General features: G+C 62.7%; 22 protein-coding genes. 8 read left to right on the forward strand and 14 right to left on the reverse strand.

Annotation, left to right across the window (positions count from 1 at the left end; genetic code table 11):
• Positions 1-12 precede the first annotated feature (12 nt).
• The 3 genes from RID42_06430 to RID42_06440 form a co-directional block, all read right to left on the reverse strand.
• Positions 13-1,170 (reverse strand): LLM class flavin-dependent oxidoreductase, encoded by a 1,158-nt coding sequence (locus tag RID42_06430; GenBank protein MEQ8247301.1) that lies wholly within the window; start codon positions 1,168-1,170, stop codon positions 13-15.
• A 31-nt stretch (positions 1,171-1,201) separates the two neighbouring features.
• A complete protein-coding gene (locus RID42_06435) occupies positions 1,202-2,371 on the reverse strand; it encodes an LLM class flavin-dependent oxidoreductase (GenBank protein MEQ8247302.1) in 1,170 nt (389 codons plus the stop codon).
• A gap of 102 nt (positions 2,372-2,473) precedes the next feature.
• Positions 2,474-2,986: a hypothetical protein gene (locus RID42_06440; protein MEQ8247303.1), complete on the reverse strand. Its 513-nt coding sequence runs from the start codon at positions 2,984-2,986 to the stop codon at positions 2,474-2,476.
• Positions 2,987-3,214: 228 nt separating this feature from the next.
• Here RID42_06440 and motA point away from each other — a divergent pair, with 228 nt between their 5' ends.
• On the forward strand, positions 3,215-4,081 hold the full coding sequence (motA, locus tag RID42_06445) for a flagellar motor stator protein MotA (GenBank protein ID MEQ8247304.1): 867 nt from the start codon (positions 3,215-3,217) through the stop codon (positions 4,079-4,081).
• A gap of 22 nt (positions 4,082-4,103) precedes the next feature.
• Here motA and RID42_06450 read toward each other — a convergent pair whose 3' ends face one another.
• The 6 genes from RID42_06450 to RID42_06475 form a co-directional block, all read right to left on the reverse strand.
• Positions 4,104-4,436, reverse strand: a complete 333-nt coding sequence (locus tag RID42_06450; protein MEQ8247305.1) for a cytochrome c — start codon at positions 4,434-4,436, stop codon at positions 4,104-4,106.
• 44 nt (positions 4,437-4,480) lie between these two features.
• On the reverse strand, positions 4,481-6,331 hold the full coding sequence (gene ftsH, locus RID42_06455; GenBank protein MEQ8247306.1) for an ATP-dependent zinc metalloprotease FtsH: 1,851 nt from the start codon (positions 6,329-6,331) through the stop codon (positions 4,481-4,483).
• 2 nt (positions 6,332-6,333) lie between these two features.
• On the reverse strand, positions 6,334-6,660 hold the full coding sequence (locus RID42_06460; protein ID MEQ8247307.1) for a chaperone modulator CbpM: 327 nt from the start codon (positions 6,658-6,660) through the stop codon (positions 6,334-6,336).
• A complete protein-coding gene (locus RID42_06465) occupies positions 6,657-7,589 on the reverse strand; it encodes a DnaJ C-terminal domain-containing protein (GenBank protein MEQ8247308.1) in 933 nt (310 codons plus the stop codon). Before RID42_06465 ends, RID42_06460 begins: the two co-directional genes overlap by 4 nt.
• Before the next feature lie 141 nt (positions 7,590-7,730).
• Entirely contained in the window at positions 7,731-8,579 is an 849-nt protein-coding gene (locus tag RID42_06470) for a protein-methionine-sulfoxide reductase heme-binding subunit MsrQ (protein ID MEQ8247309.1), read from the reverse strand.
• A gap of 121 nt (positions 8,580-8,700) precedes the next feature.
• Positions 8,701-8,925, reverse strand: a complete 225-nt coding sequence (locus tag RID42_06475) for a hypothetical protein (protein MEQ8247310.1) — start codon at positions 8,923-8,925, stop codon at positions 8,701-8,703.
• 116 nt (positions 8,926-9,041) lie between these two features.
• Here RID42_06475 and RID42_06480 point away from each other — a divergent pair, with 116 nt between their 5' ends.
• The 4 genes from RID42_06480 (at position 9,042) to RID42_06495 (ending at position 12,942) form a co-directional block, all read left to right on the forward strand.
• Entirely contained in the window at positions 9,042-10,421 is a 1,380-nt protein-coding gene (locus RID42_06480) for an MmgE/PrpD family protein (protein MEQ8247311.1), read from the forward strand.
• Complete coding sequence (locus tag RID42_06485; protein ID MEQ8247312.1) at positions 10,418-11,806, forward strand: amidase; 1,389 nt, start codon at positions 10,418-10,420, stop codon at positions 11,804-11,806. The genes RID42_06480 and RID42_06485 overlap by 4 nt, the downstream gene beginning before the upstream one ends.
• A 27-nt stretch (positions 11,807-11,833) precedes the next feature.
• A complete protein-coding gene (locus RID42_06490) occupies positions 11,834-12,148 on the forward strand; it encodes a hypothetical protein (GenBank protein MEQ8247313.1) in 315 nt (104 codons plus the stop codon).
• A 95-nt stretch (positions 12,149-12,243) separates the two neighbouring features.
• A complete protein-coding gene (locus RID42_06495; protein MEQ8247314.1) occupies positions 12,244-12,942 on the forward strand; it encodes a glutathione S-transferase N-terminal domain-containing protein in 699 nt (232 codons plus the stop codon).
• Positions 12,943-13,010: 68 nt separating this feature from the next.
• Here the strand turns inward: RID42_06495 and RID42_06500 are convergent, their stop codons facing one another.
• Both RID42_06500 and RID42_06505 read right to left on the reverse strand, forming a co-directional pair.
• Positions 13,011-13,781, reverse strand: a complete 771-nt coding sequence (locus RID42_06500; protein ID MEQ8247315.1) for an ABC transporter permease — start codon at positions 13,779-13,781, stop codon at positions 13,011-13,013.
• The gene (locus tag RID42_06505) at positions 13,778-14,746 is read right to left on the reverse strand and encodes an ATP-binding cassette domain-containing protein (GenBank protein ID MEQ8247316.1); all 969 of its coding nucleotides are present in this window, start codon (positions 14,744-14,746) and stop codon (positions 13,778-13,780) included. Before RID42_06505 ends, RID42_06500 begins: the two co-directional genes overlap by 4 nt.
• A 148-nt stretch (positions 14,747-14,894) precedes the next feature.
• On the opposite strand from RID42_06505, the gene RID42_06510 reads away from it, so the two are divergent.
• Positions 14,895-15,584 (forward strand): hypothetical protein, encoded by a 690-nt coding sequence (locus RID42_06510; GenBank protein ID MEQ8247317.1) that lies wholly within the window; start codon positions 14,895-14,897, stop codon positions 15,582-15,584.
• Here RID42_06510 and RID42_06515 read toward each other — a convergent pair whose 3' ends face one another.
• Positions 15,585-16,589, reverse strand: a complete 1,005-nt coding sequence (locus RID42_06515; GenBank protein ID MEQ8247318.1) for a hypothetical protein — start codon at positions 16,587-16,589, stop codon at positions 15,585-15,587.
• 105 nt (positions 16,590-16,694) lie between these two features.
• Here RID42_06515 and RID42_06520 point away from each other — a divergent pair, with 105 nt between their 5' ends.
• On the forward strand, positions 16,695-17,465 hold the full coding sequence (locus tag RID42_06520) for a class I SAM-dependent methyltransferase (GenBank protein MEQ8247319.1): 771 nt from the start codon (positions 16,695-16,697) through the stop codon (positions 17,463-17,465).
• A gap of 16 nt (positions 17,466-17,481) precedes the next feature.
• On the opposite strand, the gene RID42_06525 is transcribed toward RID42_06520, so the two are convergent.
• Positions 17,482-18,522 carry an aspartate-semialdehyde dehydrogenase gene (locus RID42_06525; GenBank protein MEQ8247320.1) on the reverse strand — a complete coding sequence of 347 codons (1,041 nt, stop codon included), beginning with the start codon at positions 18,520-18,522 and terminating at the stop codon, positions 17,482-17,484.
• Positions 18,523-18,532: 10 nt separating this feature from the next.
• The gene (locus tag RID42_06530; protein MEQ8247321.1) at positions 18,533-19,393 is read right to left on the reverse strand and encodes a MaoC family dehydratase N-terminal domain-containing protein; all 861 of its coding nucleotides are present in this window, start codon (positions 19,391-19,393) and stop codon (positions 18,533-18,535) included.
• A gap of 254 nt (positions 19,394-19,647) precedes the next feature.
• Between RID42_06530 and RID42_06535 the strand changes: the two genes are divergently transcribed.
• Positions 19,648-20,376: a response regulator transcription factor gene (locus RID42_06535; protein MEQ8247322.1), complete on the forward strand. Its 729-nt coding sequence runs from the start codon at positions 19,648-19,650 to the stop codon at positions 20,374-20,376.

Here is a 20,376-nt window from a genome sequence, read left to right on the forward strand (position 1 = left end):
CCCGGTTGATTCTTATTCGGCTGCCTGCGCCGGATCGCGGTCTTCGCCCAGGCCGCGGACGGCTGGGAAGACGATATCGCGCAGGTAGTCCAAGGTTCGCGTGACGTGATGGTCGGCAATGTTGCCGATCTTCACGCTGAGATTCATGCGACCGTTGCCAAGCTCGCTGTGGATGCGCTTGATCTGTGCAATGGCCATTTCGGGCGTGCCGCAAACGATCAAGCCCTGCTCGACCCGCTCGTCGAATGATACTTCCTTCTGAACCGCCGCTTTCTTGATGAACTTTTCGGCAGCGTTCTCGTCCTTGAAATATCGCGTCTTCTGAATGACGAGCTGCTGTGCGGTGCGAATACCGCCGCCGAGGACGCCGAAGAAGTATTTCTGTCCGGCCTGAAGGATTTCCTTCGCCTCTTCATAGGTGGGTGCGATGCAGCAGTTCATCCCGATCATGATGTCGTCCGGTGCGGGGACCCAGCCGCAGAGACGGGCGTGATCCTTATAAACCTGGATCTGACGACGGGTTGTTTCAAAGTCGACGATCCGCAAGAAGCCCGCTGACGATCCTGCCTCCGCGGCAAGTTTGGCCGAAGCGTCGCTTGAGGCAGACATCATCATGCGCGGATACGGCTGTTGAACCGGCCGCGGCCAAATCGATACCGCGCGGAACTGGTAGAATTCGCCCTCCCAGCCGAAGGGTTCGGGCGACGACCAGGCCTTCTTGATGAGTGCAATGGCTTCGGCCATTCGGCCGTAACTCTCGTCGGGTGAAACGTTATACGCGACGTATTCGTGTGGAATGCCGCGCATGAATCCGGCGATCAAACGGCCCCCGCTCATCACGTCGAGCATGGCATATTCTTCGGCCACGCGGATCGGGTTGGTGATGGGGACGATGTTTCCCGACTGCAGGATGCCCGCCCGCGTCGTGCGATTTGCCAACACCGCGCCCACGAGATTGGGGTTGGGCATCATGCCGTAGGGGCTGAAGTGGTGTTCGTTCGAGCCAATCCAATCGAAACCTGCCTGTTCGGCATAGATCTTGTCGTCGATATAGCGGCGGAACATTTCGACCCCGAGCTTCGGGTCGAACTGCTTGTTGGCAACGGGCCAATCCTGTCCGGATTCGTCCACCCCGGTGTAGGGCATGTGATGGGTATAGGAGAACCGCATGGTCCCTCGCTTCGACGGGAAGGGTGCTGGCCTACTCGGCCGCTTGGGCCGGGTCCACCGACTCGCCGAGGTGGCGGGTCGCCGGGAAAACGATGTCACGCAAGTAGTCTTGGGTCCGCGTGACGTGATCGTCGTCGATATTGCCGACCTTGATGGTGAGGCCAAGTCGACCCATCCCCAACTCGCTGTGCAGGCGTGTGATCTGTTCCACTGCCATCTCGGGCGTGCCGCAGATCATCAGGCCCATTTCGACGCGTTCGTCGAAGGTGCGGGTCTTCATGCCGGAGCGCATATTGACGAACTTGCCGCGCAGCTTGGCGCTTTCTTCGGCAGACCCATAGTAGCGGGTTTTCTGCACGACCAACTGTTGGGCGGTACGAATGCCGCCGCCCAGCACGCCGAAGAAATATTCTTGACCAGTCTCCAGAATCTTTTTCGCTTCCTCGTAGGTCGGGGCGATGCAACATGTGACGCCCACCATGATGTGGTCGTTGGTCGGTTCCCAACCTTCTTCGCGCGAGAACTGTTTGAATCGGTTGATGTTGGCGCGCCCGTCGTCCATGTCGGTGAGCGCCAAGATGCCGGCGATAGCGCGGTGTTTTGCCGCGAGTCGGGTCGAGCGTTCGCTTGTCGCCGACATTACCATCGTCGGGAAGGGTTGCTGCACCGGCTTGGGCCAGATCGACACGGCGCGGTATTGGTAGAACTCGCCCTCCCATCCGAAGGGTTCGGGCTCGGACCAAGCCTTCTTGATCAACGCAACGGCTTCTTCCATGCGGGCATAGGATTCATCGGGCGAAACGTTGTAGGCGACGTATTCGTGCGGGATACCCCGCATGAAGCCAGCGACCAGTCGCCCGCCGCTCATGACGTCGAGCATCGCGTATTCCTCGGCGACACGGATCGGGTTGACGATCGGAATGATATTGCCCGACTGCAGAATGCCGGCTTTCTTGGTGCGATTGGCGATCACCGCGCCGACCAAATTAGGGTTGGGCATCAGGCCGTACGGGCTCATGTGATGCTCGTTGCAGCCGATCCAGTCGAAACCGGTCTGTTCGGCGTAGATCTTGTCCTCGACGTATCGGTTGAACATCCCGACCCCGTCTTTGGCGTTGAATTGCTTGTTGGGGACCGGCCAGTCCTGCCCGGAGCGGTCAATACCGGTGTAGGGCATATGGTGGGTATAGGAATATTTCACGTCGATCTCCTCCGAGCCGGTCGCGGCGCTCAATTTCCGCGGATGCTAGCACTTGCCCGCGACCCGGCCACAATGGCCTCGGGTGTGTTCGCCCAGTGGTCGCTAAAGGGTGCCGAGTCGCTGGATCGCGAGGTGGAGGACCTCCGGGTAATAGGATTTCGCCGGCTGTAGGCGCACGAGTGCCTCGTCGGTCGCCGGTCCATGTTCGGTCAGATATCGATCGATCGCGTCGATTAAGGTTGCAGCGGCCTCGTCGGCGGCGGCCGCGCGGGTATTGCAATCCTCGCTCACGGCAACCGTTAGGGGAAAGGCAGTGACGGGCCGCACGTCCGGGCGCACCTCTAGGGTCACTGCGGACCCGTTGTCGCCGAGGCTCACTTCGTAAGCTTGATCGCTCGCGCTGACGGCGGTTTCTCGGGCAAGGAGGAGAAAAAAAGACGCAATAACTCGTGCCGCCGCCCGCGCTTGGGCGAGCTGCTGGACAGCAAATCCGATATGGACAGGGGCGCTTTGCGCTACCCCGCCGAACTCGATCTCGATCGTCGCCGAGCCTTTGGTCTGTTCCGCCAGCCACGTAACGTCGACCGTCGAACTCACCGTGATGTCTGTCGTCATGATTTCCCCTTCGGCCAACCTTAGTGCGATCACCGCCGCTGCCGCCATAGGTAAGGACAAACGGGGAGCAGGTTGTCTTGGCGTCGCGCGACGTTAACCATAAAACGCGACGATTTTCCGTTCATGGGCGTCAACTCGGCGGTCACGCTTTAGCGATTCGGTTTGTTGCGGGTTGCGCGGGTTCCTATGCTGGCGAATAATAACCGTGCAGTTGTACGGGATTCCCGCATGCTTACCCTCGTCGGACTCATAGTCGTTTTTGTCGGTGTTTTTGGTGGCTATGTCCTGTCAGGCGGCAAGATGGGCATCATTCTCCATGCGCTGCCCTTCGAAGGGATGATGATCGGGGGCGCCGCGGTTGGATCGTTCCTTGCGTCGAATGGCGGCACCGTAGCCGGGAAAGGCCTCAAGGGCATCGGACGCACAATCAAAGGGTCCAAGTGGAAGAAGCAGGACTACCAGGACAGCCTTAGCCTGCTCTTCGCGATCTCGAAAATGGTGCGGACAAAAGGCCCCATCGCGCTCGAAGCCCACATCGAAAATCCTGAAGAAAGCGCGATCTTCACCGAATATCCGAGGATCCTCGGCGATCATTTCGCGATCGAGTTGATCACCGATTATCTGCGCATGACGACCATGAATTTCGACGATGTCCACCAGATCGAAGAGATCATGGATAAGGAAATCGAAAAACACCACCACGAGGAGATCAAGGCATCGGATGCGTTGCAGGGCATGGCCGACGCGCTCCCCGCGCTTGGCATCGTGGCGGCGGTGCTCGGCGTGATCAAAACGATGGCGAGCATTTCGGAGCCGCCCGAGATTCTGGGATTTCTGATTGGTGGCGCGCTGGTCGGCACGTTTCTAGGTGTGCTGCTGGCTTACGGCGTGGTTGGCCCGCTTGCGTCGCGGTTGAAGGGCGTGATCGACGAGGACGGGATGCTCTACAACGTTATTAAGGACGTCATGGTCGCTCACTTACACGGCAACTCGCCGCAAATCTCGGTTGAGATCGGGCGCCAGGCGGTCCCGTCTAAACTCAAGCCAAGCTTCTACGAACTCGAAGAGGCGTTGGCCGAAATACCGGTCGCCTGACCGCTGCGGTCCGTCGAAACGCTCACGACTGGCGTAAGCTGAGGATGTAGGCGATCAGGTCGTCCACTTCTTTGTCCGTGAAGATGTAGTTAGGCATGACCGGATGCGGCGTATCGTGCAAGAACACCCGCAACCGAAACGCCGTTGTGTCGGGATCGTTGGCAATCGTCGCGAAAGCGGGGACGACATCGATTGCCGGGCGCTGTTGGTCCAGTGCGACGACATGGCATCCCGAGCACAACTCCAGTGCCAAACGTTTGCCCGAATCTGAGTTGCCCTGCTGAACGTCCTGTGCGTGCGCCGCCGATGCCAGCGCAGTCGCAACGACGCCAACCGCTATGAACCTGCCGATCATTCTTTCATGCTCCATCAACGGGGGATCGTTTGCGTTGATCCGGGTCAACCGTTGGCAAGGCGCCGCTCGGTTTCCCGGGCCACGAGCCCTTGCGTCAACGCTGCAAGGTCGGTTTCGCTCAAGGTTTCTTTCTCCATTAGGCGGGCAGCACAGGATTCCAGTAATGCTCGGTTGCGCTCCAAGATGTCGCGTGCGCCAGCATAAGCGCCGTCGAGAATGGCCTTTACCGCCTCGTCGATTTCGCGCGCCGTTTCCTCGCTGAATTGGCGTTCAAAATAAGTCTGCCGTTCGCTCGTCCCAAGAAAAGTTGTTCGATCGGTTTCGTACGCTACGTTCCCCAACGTTTCGTCCATGCCGTATCGGGTCGCCATGCTCCGCGCGATATCGGTGGCCTTCGCCAGGTCGTCGGAGGCGCCCGTGGACAGCTTGCCGAAAACGATCTGCTCAGCGGCGCGCCCGCCGAGCAGAACGGAAACCTTGTCGGCGAGCTCATCGCGAGTCATCAAATATCGGTCTTCGGTGGGCCTTTGGATGGTGTAGCCCAGCGCGCCGATGCCGCGCGGAATGATTGAAACCTTGTGGATCTTGTCGGTTGTCGGGAGGGATAGCGCCACGAGGGCGTGTCCCATTTCGTGGTGGGCCACGATCTCCTTTTCCTTTGGGTTGAGCAGGCGGTTCTTTTTCTCCAAGCCGGCGACGATGCGCTCGATGGCTGCTGTGAAATCTTCAAGAGACACAACCTCAGCGCGCCGCCGCGTCGCTAATAGCGCAGCCTCATTGACGAGGTTTGCCAGGTCGGCGCCGGTAAACCCGGTCGTCAGTTCGGCTACCTCTTCGAGCGCGATATCGGCGTCGAGGCGGATCTTCTTGATGTGGACGCGCAAGATTTGCTCGCGCCCGATCTTATCCGGTCGGTCGACCAAGATTTGGCGGTCAAAACGGCCCGCTCGTAGGAGCGCGGGGTCGAGAATTTCCGGGCGATTGGTGGCGGCAAGTAAGACGACGCCCTGGCTTGGGTCGAACCCGTCGAGTTCGGACAGGAGTTGGTTCAGCGTCTGTTCGCGCTCGTCGTGTCCGCCGCCGATATTGACGGCGCCGCGGGCGCGGCCCAGGGCGTCGAGCTCGTCGATGAAGATGATCGCCGGCGCCGATTGGCGGGCTTGCTCGAATAGGTCGCGGACGCGCGCGGCCCCGACGCCGACGAACATCTCGATGAACTCCGACCCACTGATCGAAAAGAACGGTACCCCGGCCTCGCCTGCCACGGCACGGGCGAGCAATGTTTTGCCGGTACCGGGCGGGCCGACCAAGAGGATGCCTTTTGGAATGCGTGCACCCAATCGGCCGTAGTCGTCCGGGGTGCGCAGGAACGACACGATTTCTTCAAGCTCGCCCTTCGCTTCGTCGACACCGGCGACGTCTTTGAAGCTAACGCTGGTTTCCTTCTCGACGTAGACCTTCGCTTTGCTTTTGCCGATCGTGGTCAAACCGCCAAGGCCCTGGCGGTCGGCGATCCGCCGGAACATGAACATCCAGATTCCGAAGAAGACGGCGATCGGCAATATCCACGACAGAATGTCGCGCACGAGGTTGCTGTCGCTGGTGCCGGTAAAGACCACGCCGCTGTCGCGCAACGTCGCCAAAAGATTGGGGTCCGGCTCGACCCGGGTCGTGACGAACCGGGTCTTGCCGTCTTCGGGGCTGCTGAAGGTGCCGGTGATCCGCGAGGGGCTGACCTTGACCTCGCCCACGTTGCCACCGCTGACCAACACTTGGAATTGGCTGTAGGGGATCGTTTCGACGGTCTGGCTCTGTTGCCACCAAGCCTGAAACAAGAGTATCGCCGCGAACGCAACGACGAAGTACCAGAGGTGAAACTCTGTCTTCTTTTCCACGGCTATCCCCCCAAGGTTTTTCGCACCGACGCTTCGATTTGAGTTCGCACGTCGTCGGGCTGGCGCATAACAGCCTCGCCCAACGCATGAAGGCGGGCACGCGCCTCATAGAGCTGGTCCATGAGGCCGAGCGCGACGGCAATGCCATCGTCATTGACGGCCAAGTCGCGGCGCATTTCACAAATCAACTGAACGCGCGCAACATCGACGGCTCGATACTCCGTTGCTCCACCGCTTGCCGCCGGTTTAACCCAGCCACGCGCGCACCACACCTCAAGGTCGTGCCGCCGCAAGTCAAAAATCGCGGCCAGAAGGTCATTCTCGTTCATCGCGCCCGCTCCATCGATTGCCGGACTTCGTAGGGATGTTCGCGCGTCCACGTCTCTATGAATGCCTTCAGGTCCGGGTCTGCCTTTTCGGGCAGGATGACCCGTAGCGCGACGTAAAGGTCGCCATGCCCGTCGCCGCGGCGGTTGGGCACGCCCTTGCCGCGAAGCCGTAGAACCTTGCCCGTATTGCTGTTGGCTGGGATTGTCAGAACGACCGAACCGGTAGGTGTCGGAACGTCGACCTTCGCGCCCAGCACGGCCTCTCCGAGGGTAATCGGAAGATCGACGTGGATGTCGTTGCCGTCGCGTCGAAACAACCGGTGGGGTGCGACTCGCAACGCCACCAATGCATCGCCGGGATGCCCGCCGCCAATGCCGGGGAGGCCTTTGCCGCGTAATCGCAGAACCTGCCCGTCGGTCGCACCTAGCGGAATCGAGATATCGAGGGCCTTGCCGTCGGGCATGGTTACACGTTTTTTCGTGCCGTTGATCGCGTCGAGGAAATCGACGGTCAGTTCATAGCGAACGTCACGTCCGGGTGTGGCACCGCCGCGTGAGGCGCGATCGCCGAAGGCATGGGCGAAGAAATCGTTCAGATCCTCGAAGTCCTCCGGGTTTTGTCCGTCGCGGAACGTGTAGTGGCGAGCGCCCGGACCGCCACCATCGGCAAAGTCGCGGTAGTACTGCCGCTGCGGGCGTTCCTGCCCGCTGGCGTCGATTTCGCCTTTGTCGAACTTGGCGCGGGTTTTCGGGTCGCCCACAATGTCGTAGGCCCCTTGCACGTCCTTGAATCGGCTCTCCGCACCGGCATCCCCCGGATTGAGGTCGGGGTGATAGCTTTTCGCAAGGGCGCGATAGGCATTGCGAATGTCCTCTTCGCTCGCGTCCTTCTTTACGCCCAATACTTCATAGGGGTCCCGGATTGCCATCGTCTTCCCTTGCAGCACGGTGGCCGCAGGTGCGGCCTTCCCGGCACAGAATGTCAGGCAATAGGTGGCGTCACGCTGATCGGAATCAAGTTCCTGCTACGGTCGCTAGGTCGCACGTCATGGTTGGACGGCGTGACCCACTCAACGCGCAGCCTCTGTCGAAGTCCGGCGCAATCGCGGCCATTCGATACCGGTGCTGAGCGACGCCAGCACAAAGATTAGGCCGACCGCCAACACCCACCAAGTCGGGCGGATCATAAAGGAGAAGTCGAGGTTGGCTTGCAGGATTCGGATGGGATCGACGCCGGTCGCGGCGGCATACCAGGCGACCTCGAGGCCGGCTGTCAGGCAAGCGACGCTAACAGCGATGAGCGACAGCGACAGCGGCGTGAGCTTTATCCCGAGGCGTTTTGCCAACCGATAGACCATCAGAAGGCCGAAGATACCAGCCATCACCGTGGCTTCGCTCACGTCGATCTTCGACTGGATGAAAAAATGGGCCAGTCCGATCGCCGCGATGACGTAGACGGCGCGATGAAGGTGGGTCCATTTTTTGCCGAGCGCGCGAATGGCGCCATCCGTCGAGGTCGCAGCAAGAACGGCTAGCCCCGAGACGCCGACAAATCCGATCGTCAGGTAAAAACGGGCGGCGATTTCGCTGGCGACGCGGCCAAGATTGAACTTTTGGTCGGCGACATACAGCAGGAGATGGGCGAACGCGTAGCAGAATGTCGCGACACCCAGCATGCGGCGGACATGAATCAGGCGCCGCCACTCGGCTACGCGGCGAAGTGGCGTGATCGCCAGCGTGATCGCCAAGAACCGGATGGTCCAAAGGCCGGTCTCATGGGTCGCCGCTTCGATCGGTTTTGCCCCCAGCATTCCGGTTGCAAGAGCGCCGCCGACATAGAGGCCCGGTGCAACGGCGGCAACCAGCACCGCCAGTTTGAAGGCCGAAAACTGTCCGCTTCTGTCGTTCCAAGGAATCATGGATGCGTCCTGACTGAGTTCCCCTGCAACTTAGAAGAGGACGCGGTCCAACCGGAATCAAAGTGTGAGGATTGCAGGGGAGACTTACGTGAGAACTCAGAGGCAGGGTATCTCCCGGTGTCTAGAAGCCGCCGCCGCTAAAGCGGCCGATTAGGGGTGTGCCGGACCATAGCGAAAGCAAATGCGCCACCATCAAAACGGCGACGACGAGAGCGGCGAACTGGATGCCGCCGTAGGGCAGCATTGTAACCTCGCCGAGCTCGCGGGGGCGCCGATGCTGAAACAGCGCAATCGCAAAGGCGGCGGCCGAAGCCGCAAGGACGATCAAGGTGGTGGTCAGGCCCATGGTGCCATTCTAAATGGGATGCGCCGGGGCTTCGTCCAAGGATTCGTTTTCTTGCCAGGCCGCGTTGCCCGCTCCCGACCTTCGCCCTAGCATACCCGCCAAGGGAGGACGCCTAAATGGACGCAGCCAACGTCGAGGATCGGACCCGTGCGCTTGCGGACTGGGTCGCCGGGCTGACCATGGCCGACCTGAGTGACGCGGACCGCGCGCAGCTCAACAAACTCATTCTCGACCACCTCGGGGTGTGTTACCGCGGGGCGTTCCTGCCCTGGGGCGCGGCCTTGCAGCGCTATGCCCAGACCTACAGTGGGACCGGGCGTGCCGTCGTTTTCGCCAGCGACCTCACCGTGACGCCCTCGGTCGCGGCGATGGTCAACGCGACCTGCGCGCACGGGCTGGAGCACGACGACACCCATGACGAAGGGATGAGCCATCCGGGCGCCATCGTCATCGCCGTTGCGCTGGCCATCGCCAGCGAAAAGGGGCTGCCCGGCAATGCCGTCCTGCCCGCGATCGTTGCCGGGTACGAGGTAATGGCGCGGGTCGGCATGGCGTGCGGTCCCGATATCATGCACCACGGCTTTCACCCGACCGCGCTGTTCGGCGGCTTCGGTGCCGCGACCGCCGCAGCCAAGCTGCTCGGCCTGTCGCCGCAAGGCATCGTCGAAACCTGGGGTCTGATGCTGTCGATGGCAGGCGGCTCCATGCAGTTCTCGCAAGACCCCCACGGCACCGTCGTCAAGCGGTTGCACGGTGGTTACGGTGCACACAACGGCACCATGGCGGCCCAGTTGGCGGCGCTCGGGATCGCTGGGCCGTCCCAGGCGTTCGACGGTCTGTATGGCCTGTGCAAGCTGTTTTCGGGGTCGCCCGACCTTGACCGATTGCTCCGCCCCGCCGCGGCGCCTTACGAAATCCACCGAATCAGCTTCAAGCCCTATCCCTCGTGCCGTCTGTTCCATTCGACCATCGATGCGTTGCGCGAGGTGACCGACGGGTTCGCCGCCGCCAACGACGACATCGAGAAGATCGTTGTCGGCGGGCCCGCCGTCTTCGAAACCCAACACATGATGTATCGACCGACGTCGATGATGGCGGCGCAGTACAGTCTTCCGTTCGTGCTAGGCGCGGCGTTGGTCGCGGGACCTTATTCGGAACAGGTCTTTGCCGACGACAACCTCGGCGACGACCGCGTGCTGGCAATGGGCGACCGAGTCAGCGCGGTGATCGACGACAAGCTCGAAAAGGCGTTCCCGGCGCATTTCGGCAGTTGGGTAGAGGTCACGTTCAAGGGCGGCAAGAGCCGGCACAAGGAGGTCATGGATTCCTACGGGACGCCGGCCAATCCGATGGACGAAGCGGCGCTGCTAGAGAAATTCACCGGTCTAGTGACCGGGGCGACCCCGGACTTCCCCGTAGCCCGGGTCGGTTCGTTGATCCGCGGTCTTGCCGAGGACACCGATGTTTCACAGCTAACGAGTCTATTTGCCAAATGACCCCGCTCCACTACCTCACCATCACCGAACTCCAAGAAGCCTATCGCAAGGGTACGTACTCACCGGTAGAGGTCACCCAAGCGGCTTTGGATCGGATCAAGGCGCTCGACCCCAAGCTGAACGCCTACATCACGGTCACCGAGGATCTGGCACTGCGCCAGGCGCGGCGCGCCGAAGCCGAAATCGAAAGCGGCAAACCGCGCGGACCGCTTCACGGTGTGCCGATCGCGCTTAAGGACCTGTGCGATACCAAGGGCATTGCCACGACCGGCGGGTCGATGGCGTTGCGCGACCGCATTCCCAAGCAGGACGCCACCGTTGTGACGCGTCTCGCCGAGGCCGGCGCGATATTGCTCGGCAAGCTGGCCATGACCGAGGGGGCCTTCATCGAACATGCGCCGGGCATGCCGACGCCCGTCAATCCTTGGAACCCCGCCTATCTGACCGGTCTGTCGTCGTCCGGCCCCGGGGTCGCGATGGCCGCGGGTCTGGCCTACGGCTCGCTCGGTTCGGACACCGGCGGCTCGATTCGCTTCCCCTCGGCGTGGTGCGGGGTGACCGGCCTCAAACCGACCTGGGGCCGGGTGAGTCGCAACGGTATCGTCGCCCTGGCCGATAGCCTCGATCACGTCGGGCCGATGACCCGCTCGGTTGCCGATGCCGCCGCCATGCTGACCGTCATCGCCGGTCACGATCCGGCGGACCCGACGTCCCTGACCGATCGCGTGCCCGACTACTTCGTGCGGATCGACCGGCACGTCAAAGGCGTGCGCATCGGTATTGATGAAGCCTACTGCGCGGACGGCGTCGATCCGGAATTACGCGATTCCATTATCGCGTCGGTAGCGGTCTTTCAAAAACTTGGGGCGGAAATCAAACGCATTACCGTGCCGCCCATGGACGATTTCATCGGCAACTTTTCGGACATAGTCGCGGTCGAAGCGGCGGTCGCCCATGCCGATGCGCTGTTACCACATAAGGAGAAGCTCGGGCCGGTCTACCGCGACGTGTTGGAACGCGGCAGCACCATCGCCGCGCGGCACTACGTGGCGCTTCGGCTCGGCGGCCTCGCGTTTGGCGGACGCCTGCGTGCCCTGTTCGACGATATCGATTTGCTGCTGTGCCCCTCGTGGCCGTCGCCGGCCCAGGAGATCAGCGTCGATGCGATTGGCGACATCGAAGATCAGGGCGGGTTGTTGCGGTTTACCGGGCCCTTCAACCTGACCGGCAGTCCGACCCTATCGATTCCCTCAGGCTTCAACCAAGCTGGGATGCCGCTCGGGCTCCAACTTGTCGCCCGGCATCTTGACGAAGAGCTGCTGTGCCGGGTCGGACACGCCTATCAACATGAAACCGACTGGCACAAACGTTTTCCGCCGGTCTAGGCCGCGCCCCACAGTCGGTCGTGGCCGGTGAGCATCCTGCACCGCTTGCGCACCCGCGCGGCAATGATCGTCCTGGTCGGTCTGTGGGTTGTGCTTCTGCTGGCGGCGCGGTTCGGTGCCTGGGAGCGGGCCCAGACCGCCGTGACCGTTGCCATCCTGGTGCTGGGCGTCGTGTCGGCGATCGCTTTCCTGCAACGCTGGGGCGATACCCAGGACGCCGTGGTTGAGCGCGACGCCGAACGTGCGCGCATGGCCGCAGCGGTCGAAAAAATTCTCGAAGAGGAGGAGGACGCCGCCAGGGTGGACGACCCACCGCCCGGCGATGGACCGAACCGGCAATAGACCTACGCGCCGGAGGGCCTTAAAGCGCTCCCCCTTACGCCGCCGCGGGAGTAGGGTGGGGCAACCCCGAAAACCAGTGCGAAGGACGCCCGCGCATGATCGACCTCTACTATTGGCCGACGCCCAACGGTCGCAAGATTTCCATCATGATGGAAGAAACCGGCTTGGCGCATAAGGTCATTCCCCTCGACATCACCAAGGGCGAGCAGTTCACGCCCGCGTTTCTCAAGATCAATCCGAACAATAAGATCCCGGCGATCGTCGACGACGAAGGGCCCAACAACCAACCCCTCGCGCTGTTCGAATCCGGCACGATTTTGGAATACCTCGCCGGCAAGTCGGGCAAGCTGATGCCGAAGAGCGCGCGGGAAATGTGGATCACCCGCGAGTGGGTCATGTTTCAAATGGCGAGCTTCGGCCCGATGTGGGGCCAGCACGGCCATTTCACCCACTACGCGCCCGAAAAAGTGCCCTACGCCATCGATCGCTACACCAGGGAAGTTCTTCGCCTGTTGGACGTCATCAACTTCCGTCTCAAGGAGGTCGAATATCTCGCCGGCGACGAATACACGATTGCCGACGTGGCGACCTATCCCTGGGCGATTACCTATTCGCGTCGCGAGATCGACATCGCCGCCTATCCCCATGTCGAACGGTGGCTTGCGGCCGTCGGTGGCCGCGAAGCCGTGCAACGCGGCATGGCGTGGATGTCCGACGCCGACCAGCGCGACAATCCAACCAAAGAACATCTGGAAAACTACTTCGGCAACAAACAGTACGAGCGCCGCAGCTAGGGGTCTAGCTCCCTAGGTCGGATGACCTTGGGGAGCGCCTAAGACGTCTGGGCGCGGCCCCGGCGCGCCTAGGCCGAGCGCCGATAGATTTGGAACGCGCCCGTCGCCAGCACCACCATCACCAGTGTGAAAAGCAGCAACAGGCCGCTGTTCACCCAGACCGCGCCGGGGTCGGTGCCGAGCACCGCGTGGCGAGCGGCGCTGACCGCCCAGTTCACCGGGTTGGCTTTGGACACCGTTTGCATCCAACCTGGCATCAACTGCGCCGACATGAAGGTGGCGGAGAGAAAGGCCAGGGGCAGGCCGAAGAAGTTGATCACCGCGATCATGGTTTCCTCGCGCCGGGCCAGTAGCGCGACGCCGGTCGACATCGCGGTGAAGCCGGCCGTGACCAGCGCCGCCGCGACCAACACGCCGATGGTCCCGCCGACGCTCGGCCAGCCCGCGCCCAACAGAAGGGCGAGGAACAGAATAATCAACGACTGGATCACGACCGTGAACGAGGCGTGCAGGATGCGCGCGGCAATGATGGCGCCGCGATGGAGCGGCGTTGCCAACATCCGGTCGATGACGTTGTGGTGCAGGTCGTCGATCAGCCCCATGCCCGACCAAGCGCCTGAGAACATCGCCGTCATGATGATTACACCGGGCGATAGGAACTCGATATAGCTGCCGGTCTCGAAGCCTGGGAGTTCGACGACGCGGCGGAACAGTTGACCGAAGAGCGTCAACCAGATCACCGGCTGGATCAGCGTCACCGCGATCCAGATCGGCAGGCGGATGGTGGCGCGCATGTAGCGCAGCCACAGGTGCCAGGTATCGGCTACGAAGAGAATCATGGCTTTGCTCCAACGGGCGCCTTCGCGCCCGCGTCGTAATGATGCCCGGTATGTTTGAGATAGACATCGTCCAGCGATGCGCTGCCGAGGCGCAACGTCCGTACCGCGATGTTGGCCCGGTCCAATGCGGCCGCGACGCCGGGTACGGCCGCGGCGCCGTTGCGCACCCGAACGGTGACCAGCGTGCCGTCGGGGATCACTTCGAGGACGCCCTCGACGGTGCCAAGAACCTCCGCCGCCTGCGCCACAGCCTCGCCGACATCCAACGTCACGGTATCGCCTGCGATTTCCGCCTTGAGGGCTTCGGGCGTACCCTCGGCAACGACGCGGCCGTGGTCGACGATCGACAACCGGTCGCACAGCGCGTCGGCTTCTTCGAGATAATGCGTGGTTAGCAGGACCGCGATGTTGCGTTCAGCGCGCAGTCGTTCTAAATCGCGCCACAGTGCCCGTCGCGTCTCGGGGTCGAGGCCGGTGGTCGGCTCGTCCAGAAACAATACCGCCGGCCGGTGCACCAACCCCATCGCGATCTCAAGGCGCCGTTTCATCCCGCCCGAGTAGGTGTTCACCGTCTTGGCGGCGGCGTCGGTCAGGTTGACCCATTCCAGCATTTCGCTGACCCGCGCACGGACTTGGCGCGTCGGCACTCGCAGCATTTGCGCTTGTAGCGTCAGGTTTTCTCGCCCGGTCGCCCAGCGATCGACGCCGGTTGCCTGGGCGACGTAGCCAATCGAACGTCGCACGCCGGCAGCGTCCTTGAAAACATCATGGCCGGCGACGACGGCGCTGCCGCCATCGGGCTGGGTCAAGGTGGCGAGGATGCGCACGGTCGTACTTTTGCCCGCCCCGTTGGGGCCGAGCAGGCCGAAGATCTCGCCGGGCTGCACCGCGAACGAGACGCCCTGGAGGGCCTTAACGCCGCCCTTATAGGTTTTGGTCAGGTTGTCGACGAGGATGGCGTCCATACTAACCTCTTGCGAATGGCCCTCCGGTCTTATCCGGGCGGCGCAAGCTTGTCACGTACCGCCGCCCCTTCTGGGTGCCTTGCCGTTTCCTCGGCTACACCGACCCGCTAGGATTGCCCCGAAACCCCGGATCCATCGGAGAACCCCTATGACGCTCGTCATCCATGCCGGCCTGATGGACATCGTCGAACCCGACGGGACCCGCAGCGACTACGAACGTTTTACCGTCACCCGCAACGTCGACGGCAGCGCCACCATGCGCACGCTGACGCGCGCGCCCAAGGGCGATTTGCTGCGCGACGTGAACCATCTTGACGGGCCCGACTGGCGCCCCATCGAGGCCTTTGGCCGGCTCTTCTTCAAAGAGGAATGCGCTGGCTCCATCATCCGGCGGGTGATCGGCGACAAAATGCATTCCTGGGTGTGGCAGGGCGACAGCGACATGGACTACGCGGTCTTCGACGCGCCGCCCAAGATGACTGTGGGCCTCCACCCGATTCAACACGAAGCCTGGAAGATGAACTTCATCGAGCGCAACGATTCGAAAGAGTTTCAACCGCTCCTGACCCACACCGTGTCCAACACCTGGAACGGCCGCTCGCTCGGCCACGGCATGAAGCTCGAGAGCAAGGTGCGCTACGACGGCATCGAACGCGTCGACGTGCCGGCGGGGACCTTCGAGTGCGAGCGCTTCACCTGGGACACCCCCTTCGGCAAGGAACTCCACATCTGGTGCCACGGCCCCGAACGCTTCCTAGTCCGCGAGATGGTCGCTAAGGGCGACAAGGAGGGGACGGTGTACGAGCTGGTGGAATACGAGAAGAAAGTGGTGGGGTAACTACCACTGCACGCCCGACTGGCCGCCGCTGTCGTCGACCAGGGTGTTGTGCAATACCCATTCGTCGACTTCCATGAACCGCGGGGCGAGGAAGCGGTAGGTCTTGTCGGTCAGTTTGAGGGATTCGGCGGAGCGTTTGATCACCGCGTAGTCCCATTCCCGCAGCAAGTCGTCCCACACCAGCATCCGTTGCCATAGGTCGTCGCGGGTGTCGCGCAGCATGCCGATCTTGGCCTCGACGTCGCGCAGCGCCCCCATCATGTCGGCGTGGTCGGCATCGACGCTTTGGAAGCGGGCGTGCCAGTCCTCGACGCCGGCGTCCAACAGCGCGCGGCAGCGGCCGATACGTTCGGCCTCCATTTGGTCGTTGCGGTATTTACCCTCGAGTTCCGCCAGCTTGGTCTTCAGTTTGACGATCTTGGCGAAGCGTTCGCGCACCGCTTCGACGTAGGCCCATTCGGCCGCGAGCCGTTCGATGTGGCGCACTACCTGCTCACGGCCCTCGGTGCCCATGAGACCCAATTCCTGGGCCGCTTGGTCGAAGGCGTCGGTGACCTCTTCCTTGAAGGCCGGATCGTTCGCCATGTCTTCCAGCATCTTGGCGTCGGTGACGTCGAACCCGGCACCGGAGATCCAGCCCATCAGTTGGCCGGCCAGTTTCGAATAGGCGATCTGTACGTGGCGCGGCTCCACTTGCCACGACGCTTCGCCGGTCCGCAGTTCGGCCGGGATCGCATCGCCCACCATCACCGCTTTGACAAAACGCAGGCTGGCCGCGACCCAATCCAACATGGTCCCGTCGGGGTGGTCGTCCAGCTTGAACTCGCGTTTGATGCCGGGAAGATTCAGCACCACCGCGTTGTCGGCAAGGCGGAAGTACATCCCCGGTTTCCCGGTCTCCGGCGAAATACGAAAATACGGGTTCTCCATCGACGCGAAGAACTTGTGCTGGAACTGAACCTTGGCCGGGGGGTCGCCCGCAGGCCGCCATGCCTGATCGCTCATGTCGTTCGCTCGGCCTCCTCCGCCGGCGCGCATCTAAACACAATCGTCCGGCAGGGGCGATCCGGGCGGAATGGTGCGCCGCAAGCGGTCAGACTACGATGGGCCATGGGGACCATCGATTTCGGCAAGACCGCTTTGGACTACGCGACCCACCGCGCAGGCTTTCCGCCCGCGTTGCTCGACCGGTTGGAGGTTTTCGGAATCGGCGGCGATGGCGCCCGGGTGCTGGATCTGGGCACAGGGACTGGCACGCTGGCGCGCCAGTTCGCCCGGCGCGGCGCGGCTGTCACGGCGATCGACCCCGCGTCCGCAATGTTGGATCAGGCGCGCGCGCTCGACGCCGCGGCCGGCGTTACCGTCGACTACCGCGTGGCCCGCGCCGAGGACACCGGTCTTCCGGGGGCCGCCTTCGATGCTGTCAGCGCCGGTCAGTGCTGGCATTGGTTCGACCGCGCGGCGGCGGCGCGCGAGGTCTACCGCGTGCTGATCCCGGAGGGCGCTATCACAATCGCGCATTTCGATTGGCTGCCCCTGCCGGGCAGCGTGGTGGCCGCGACCGAAGGGCTCATCCTCAAGCACAACCCGGCCTGGGCACTGGCCGGCGGCAAGGGTATCTACCCCGACTGGTTCGCCGATCTTACCGGCGCCGGTTTCGCCGACCTCGAATCGTTTTCGTTCGATGTTGCCGTACCCTACAGCCACGACGCATGGCGCGGGCGTATCCGCGCCAGCGCGGGTATCGCGGCCAGCCTGTCGCCCAACGGCGTCAACGCATTCGATGCCGAACACGGCGACATGCTGAAGGCGTTGTTTCCGGTCGACCCCGTCGAGGTCCCCCACCGGGTCTGGGCGCTGGTCGCGCGCAAACCGGTCTGATGCGTCTGCGGTAGGGTTAGGCGGAGCCGGCCGCCAGGACCTCGGCGATCTGAATCGCGTTCAGCGCCGCGCCTTTGCGGATGTTGTCGCCCGAGACGAACAGCGTCAGGCCGTGCGGCACCGTAGGATCGGCCCGAACCCGGCCGACGAAAACCGGGTCGCGGCCCGTCGCCATCAGGGGATTGGGCACGTCGCTCACCACGACGCCATCGGCAGTTGAGAGCAAGCCGAGGGCGGTCTCGACCGATAGAGGCCGTTCGAACGCCGCATTGATCGCGACCGAATGCCCGGTATAGACGGGCACGCGCACACACGTCGCCGACACCGGCAGACCGGGGATGCCCAGGATCTTCCGGCTTTCGTCGCGAAACTTGATTTCCTCTTCGGTGTAGCCGTCCTCGACGAGGCGGTAATTGAGCGGCACCACGTTGAAGGCAATCGGCGCCGCCCACTTTTGCGGTGCTGGAAACCCGTACTCCCCGCCGCCATGCACGAACACTTCGGGCTCGGTGGCTTGCGCGCCGCGGACCTGGGCGTTCAGTTCGTCGATCCCGGCCAAGCCTGCGCCCGACACCGCCTGATAGGTGCTGGCGATCAACCGGCTGAGCCCCGCTGCCCGGTGCAACGGCTTCAGCACCGGCATCGCGACCATCGTCGTACAGTTGGGGTTGGCAACGATCCCCTTGGGAATGTGTCGCAGCGCCTCCGGGTTGACCTCGGCCACGACCAACGGCACGTCCGGGTCCATCCGCCAGGCCGACGAGTTGTCGATCACGGTTGCGCCCGCCGCGGCGACCACGGGTGCCAGGGCCAACGACGTCGATCCGCCGGCGGAGAAAAAGACGATATCGAGCCCGGCATAGTCGGCGGTGGCCGCGTCTTCAACGACGATGTCGCTGTCGTTCCACCGGATTTTCTTGCCAGCCGAGCGCGCGGACGCAAAGAGCCGAAGCTCGCCTACGGGAAAATCGCGCTCGGCCAAAAGGGTGCGCATGACCTGCCCGACGAGGCCCGTTGCCCCGACGATCCCGACCCGCATTTTTGCTTTTGCCGTCATCGGTCAAACCTCATTCGAAGGTTGCTTCGCCTTGCATGCACAGGTGCCCCTGGTCGTTCGCCGCCCACAACGTCCAAGCGTCGCCGCCGCCGTTCTTCGCCGCGGCATTGACGGTGAACGGGGCCGTATCGAAGATCGGCGCGACCGCGCGAAAGGAAAACGATGCGAGCTTCTCCTTGGGCCGTTCCCGCCGGCACAGGTCCATCAAGAGCGTGCCGATCAACGGTCCATGCACGACCAGGCCCGGATAGCCCTCTTCCGCCATCGCATAGGGCTTGTCGTAGTGGATACGGTGTCCGTTCAACGTCACGGCGGAGTACTTGAACAGCATGACCGGGTCGGGCGTGACCGTCCGGCTCCATTGCGCGGTCGTGGGTGCCATTTTGGGCGGCGGCGGCGTATTCGTCCCGCCCGCGGCCGCCTCGCGGTAGACGATGTCGTTCTTTTGCACCATCTCGACGCCTTTGGGCCCGGCATAGGTTTCCCGCACGCTCACGAACAAAAGGCGTCCGGTCTTGCCGTCCTTTGGCACGACCGAGACGATTTCCTGGGTCCGAGTCACGGTGTCGCCGATTCGAATGGTCCCGACAAAATCCATCTGGGCGCCCGCGAACATTCGCCGGGGCAGGCCCGCGGGGTCGGGCATGAAGCCGCCCCGCTTGGGGTGACCGTCGGTGCCAACCTCGCTCATCGGCACATGGGGGTGGAAATAGCACCAGTGCGCCCCGGGTGGGATTGGCTCGCCGGGCTTGGGCTCATGGGTGTAATCCAACGCATCGTAAAACCCCCAGACCGGCGCGACGGTCATCACGTCCGTCCGTTGGTCGCTGCGACCCACCCAATCATCGAAGTCCGTGTCCGTTTGGCTCATGCTCATTCCCTTCGCATGTCGTGAGGGCGAGCCCCAGGGGCCGCCCGGCCTCGCCGCGCACCTAACGCGCAGCGGTGGTAGAATAGCAAGATCGTCGGGCGGCGAATGCCCGAATAGGTTGCTGCGGTCGATTACGGCGTGTACCGCGATGTGTCGAATGCGGCTTGTACCGCAATGAAATGTACGACCGTGAATCTTTTGTGAAGTCGGTTCGCTATGTGCAAGCTTGGCGTAGTGCCTAGGATATTTGTGAAATGACCCGCCGCGTCCTTGTAATCGAAGACAGTCAGGATATTGCCGACCTGATCGCGCTGCATCTCAAGGACGAGGATTGCGATGTGACCGTCGTCGGCGACGGCGTCGCCGGTCTGCACAAAGCCAGGGCCGGCGGTTACGACTTGATTATCCTCGATCTGATGTTGCCCGGGATGGAAGGCCTTGAATTGTGCCGCCGCTTGCGCGCCGAGGCGAATTTCACCCCGATCCTGATGGTCACCGCGAAGTCAGCGGAGGTCGACCGGGTCTTGGGCCTGGAGACCGGCGCCGACGACTATCTCACCAAGCCGTTTTCGATTCGCGAACTGCTGGCGCGAGTCAAGGCGATCTTTCGCCGCCGCGAATCGTGGTCCAAGACCGACGAGGCCAACGAGACCATCGCCGCCGGCGATATCGTCATCGAACGGGCCACTCGTAAGGTCACCGTCGGCGGGCGCGACATCGACCTCACCGCCCGCGAGTTCGACCTGTTGGTCCAATTCGCCAAGAACCCCGGTCGTGTCTACACGCGCGCGCAGCTTCTGGATCTCGTGTGGGGTTACGGTCACGACGGGTACGAGCACACCGTCAACAGTCACATCAATCGCCTGCGCGGCAAAGTCGAGGCGGACCCGCACAAGCCCGATCACATCCTGACGGTCTGGGGAGTCGGCTATAAATTCAACGACCGCGCCGAACATGTAGCGCAGGCGGCGGCGCGGAGCTAG

The sequence above is a fragment of the Alphaproteobacteria bacterium genome, from assembly GCA_040216735.1.
Classification (GTDB): Bacteria; Pseudomonadota; Alphaproteobacteria; order SHVP01; family SHVP01; genus CALJDF01.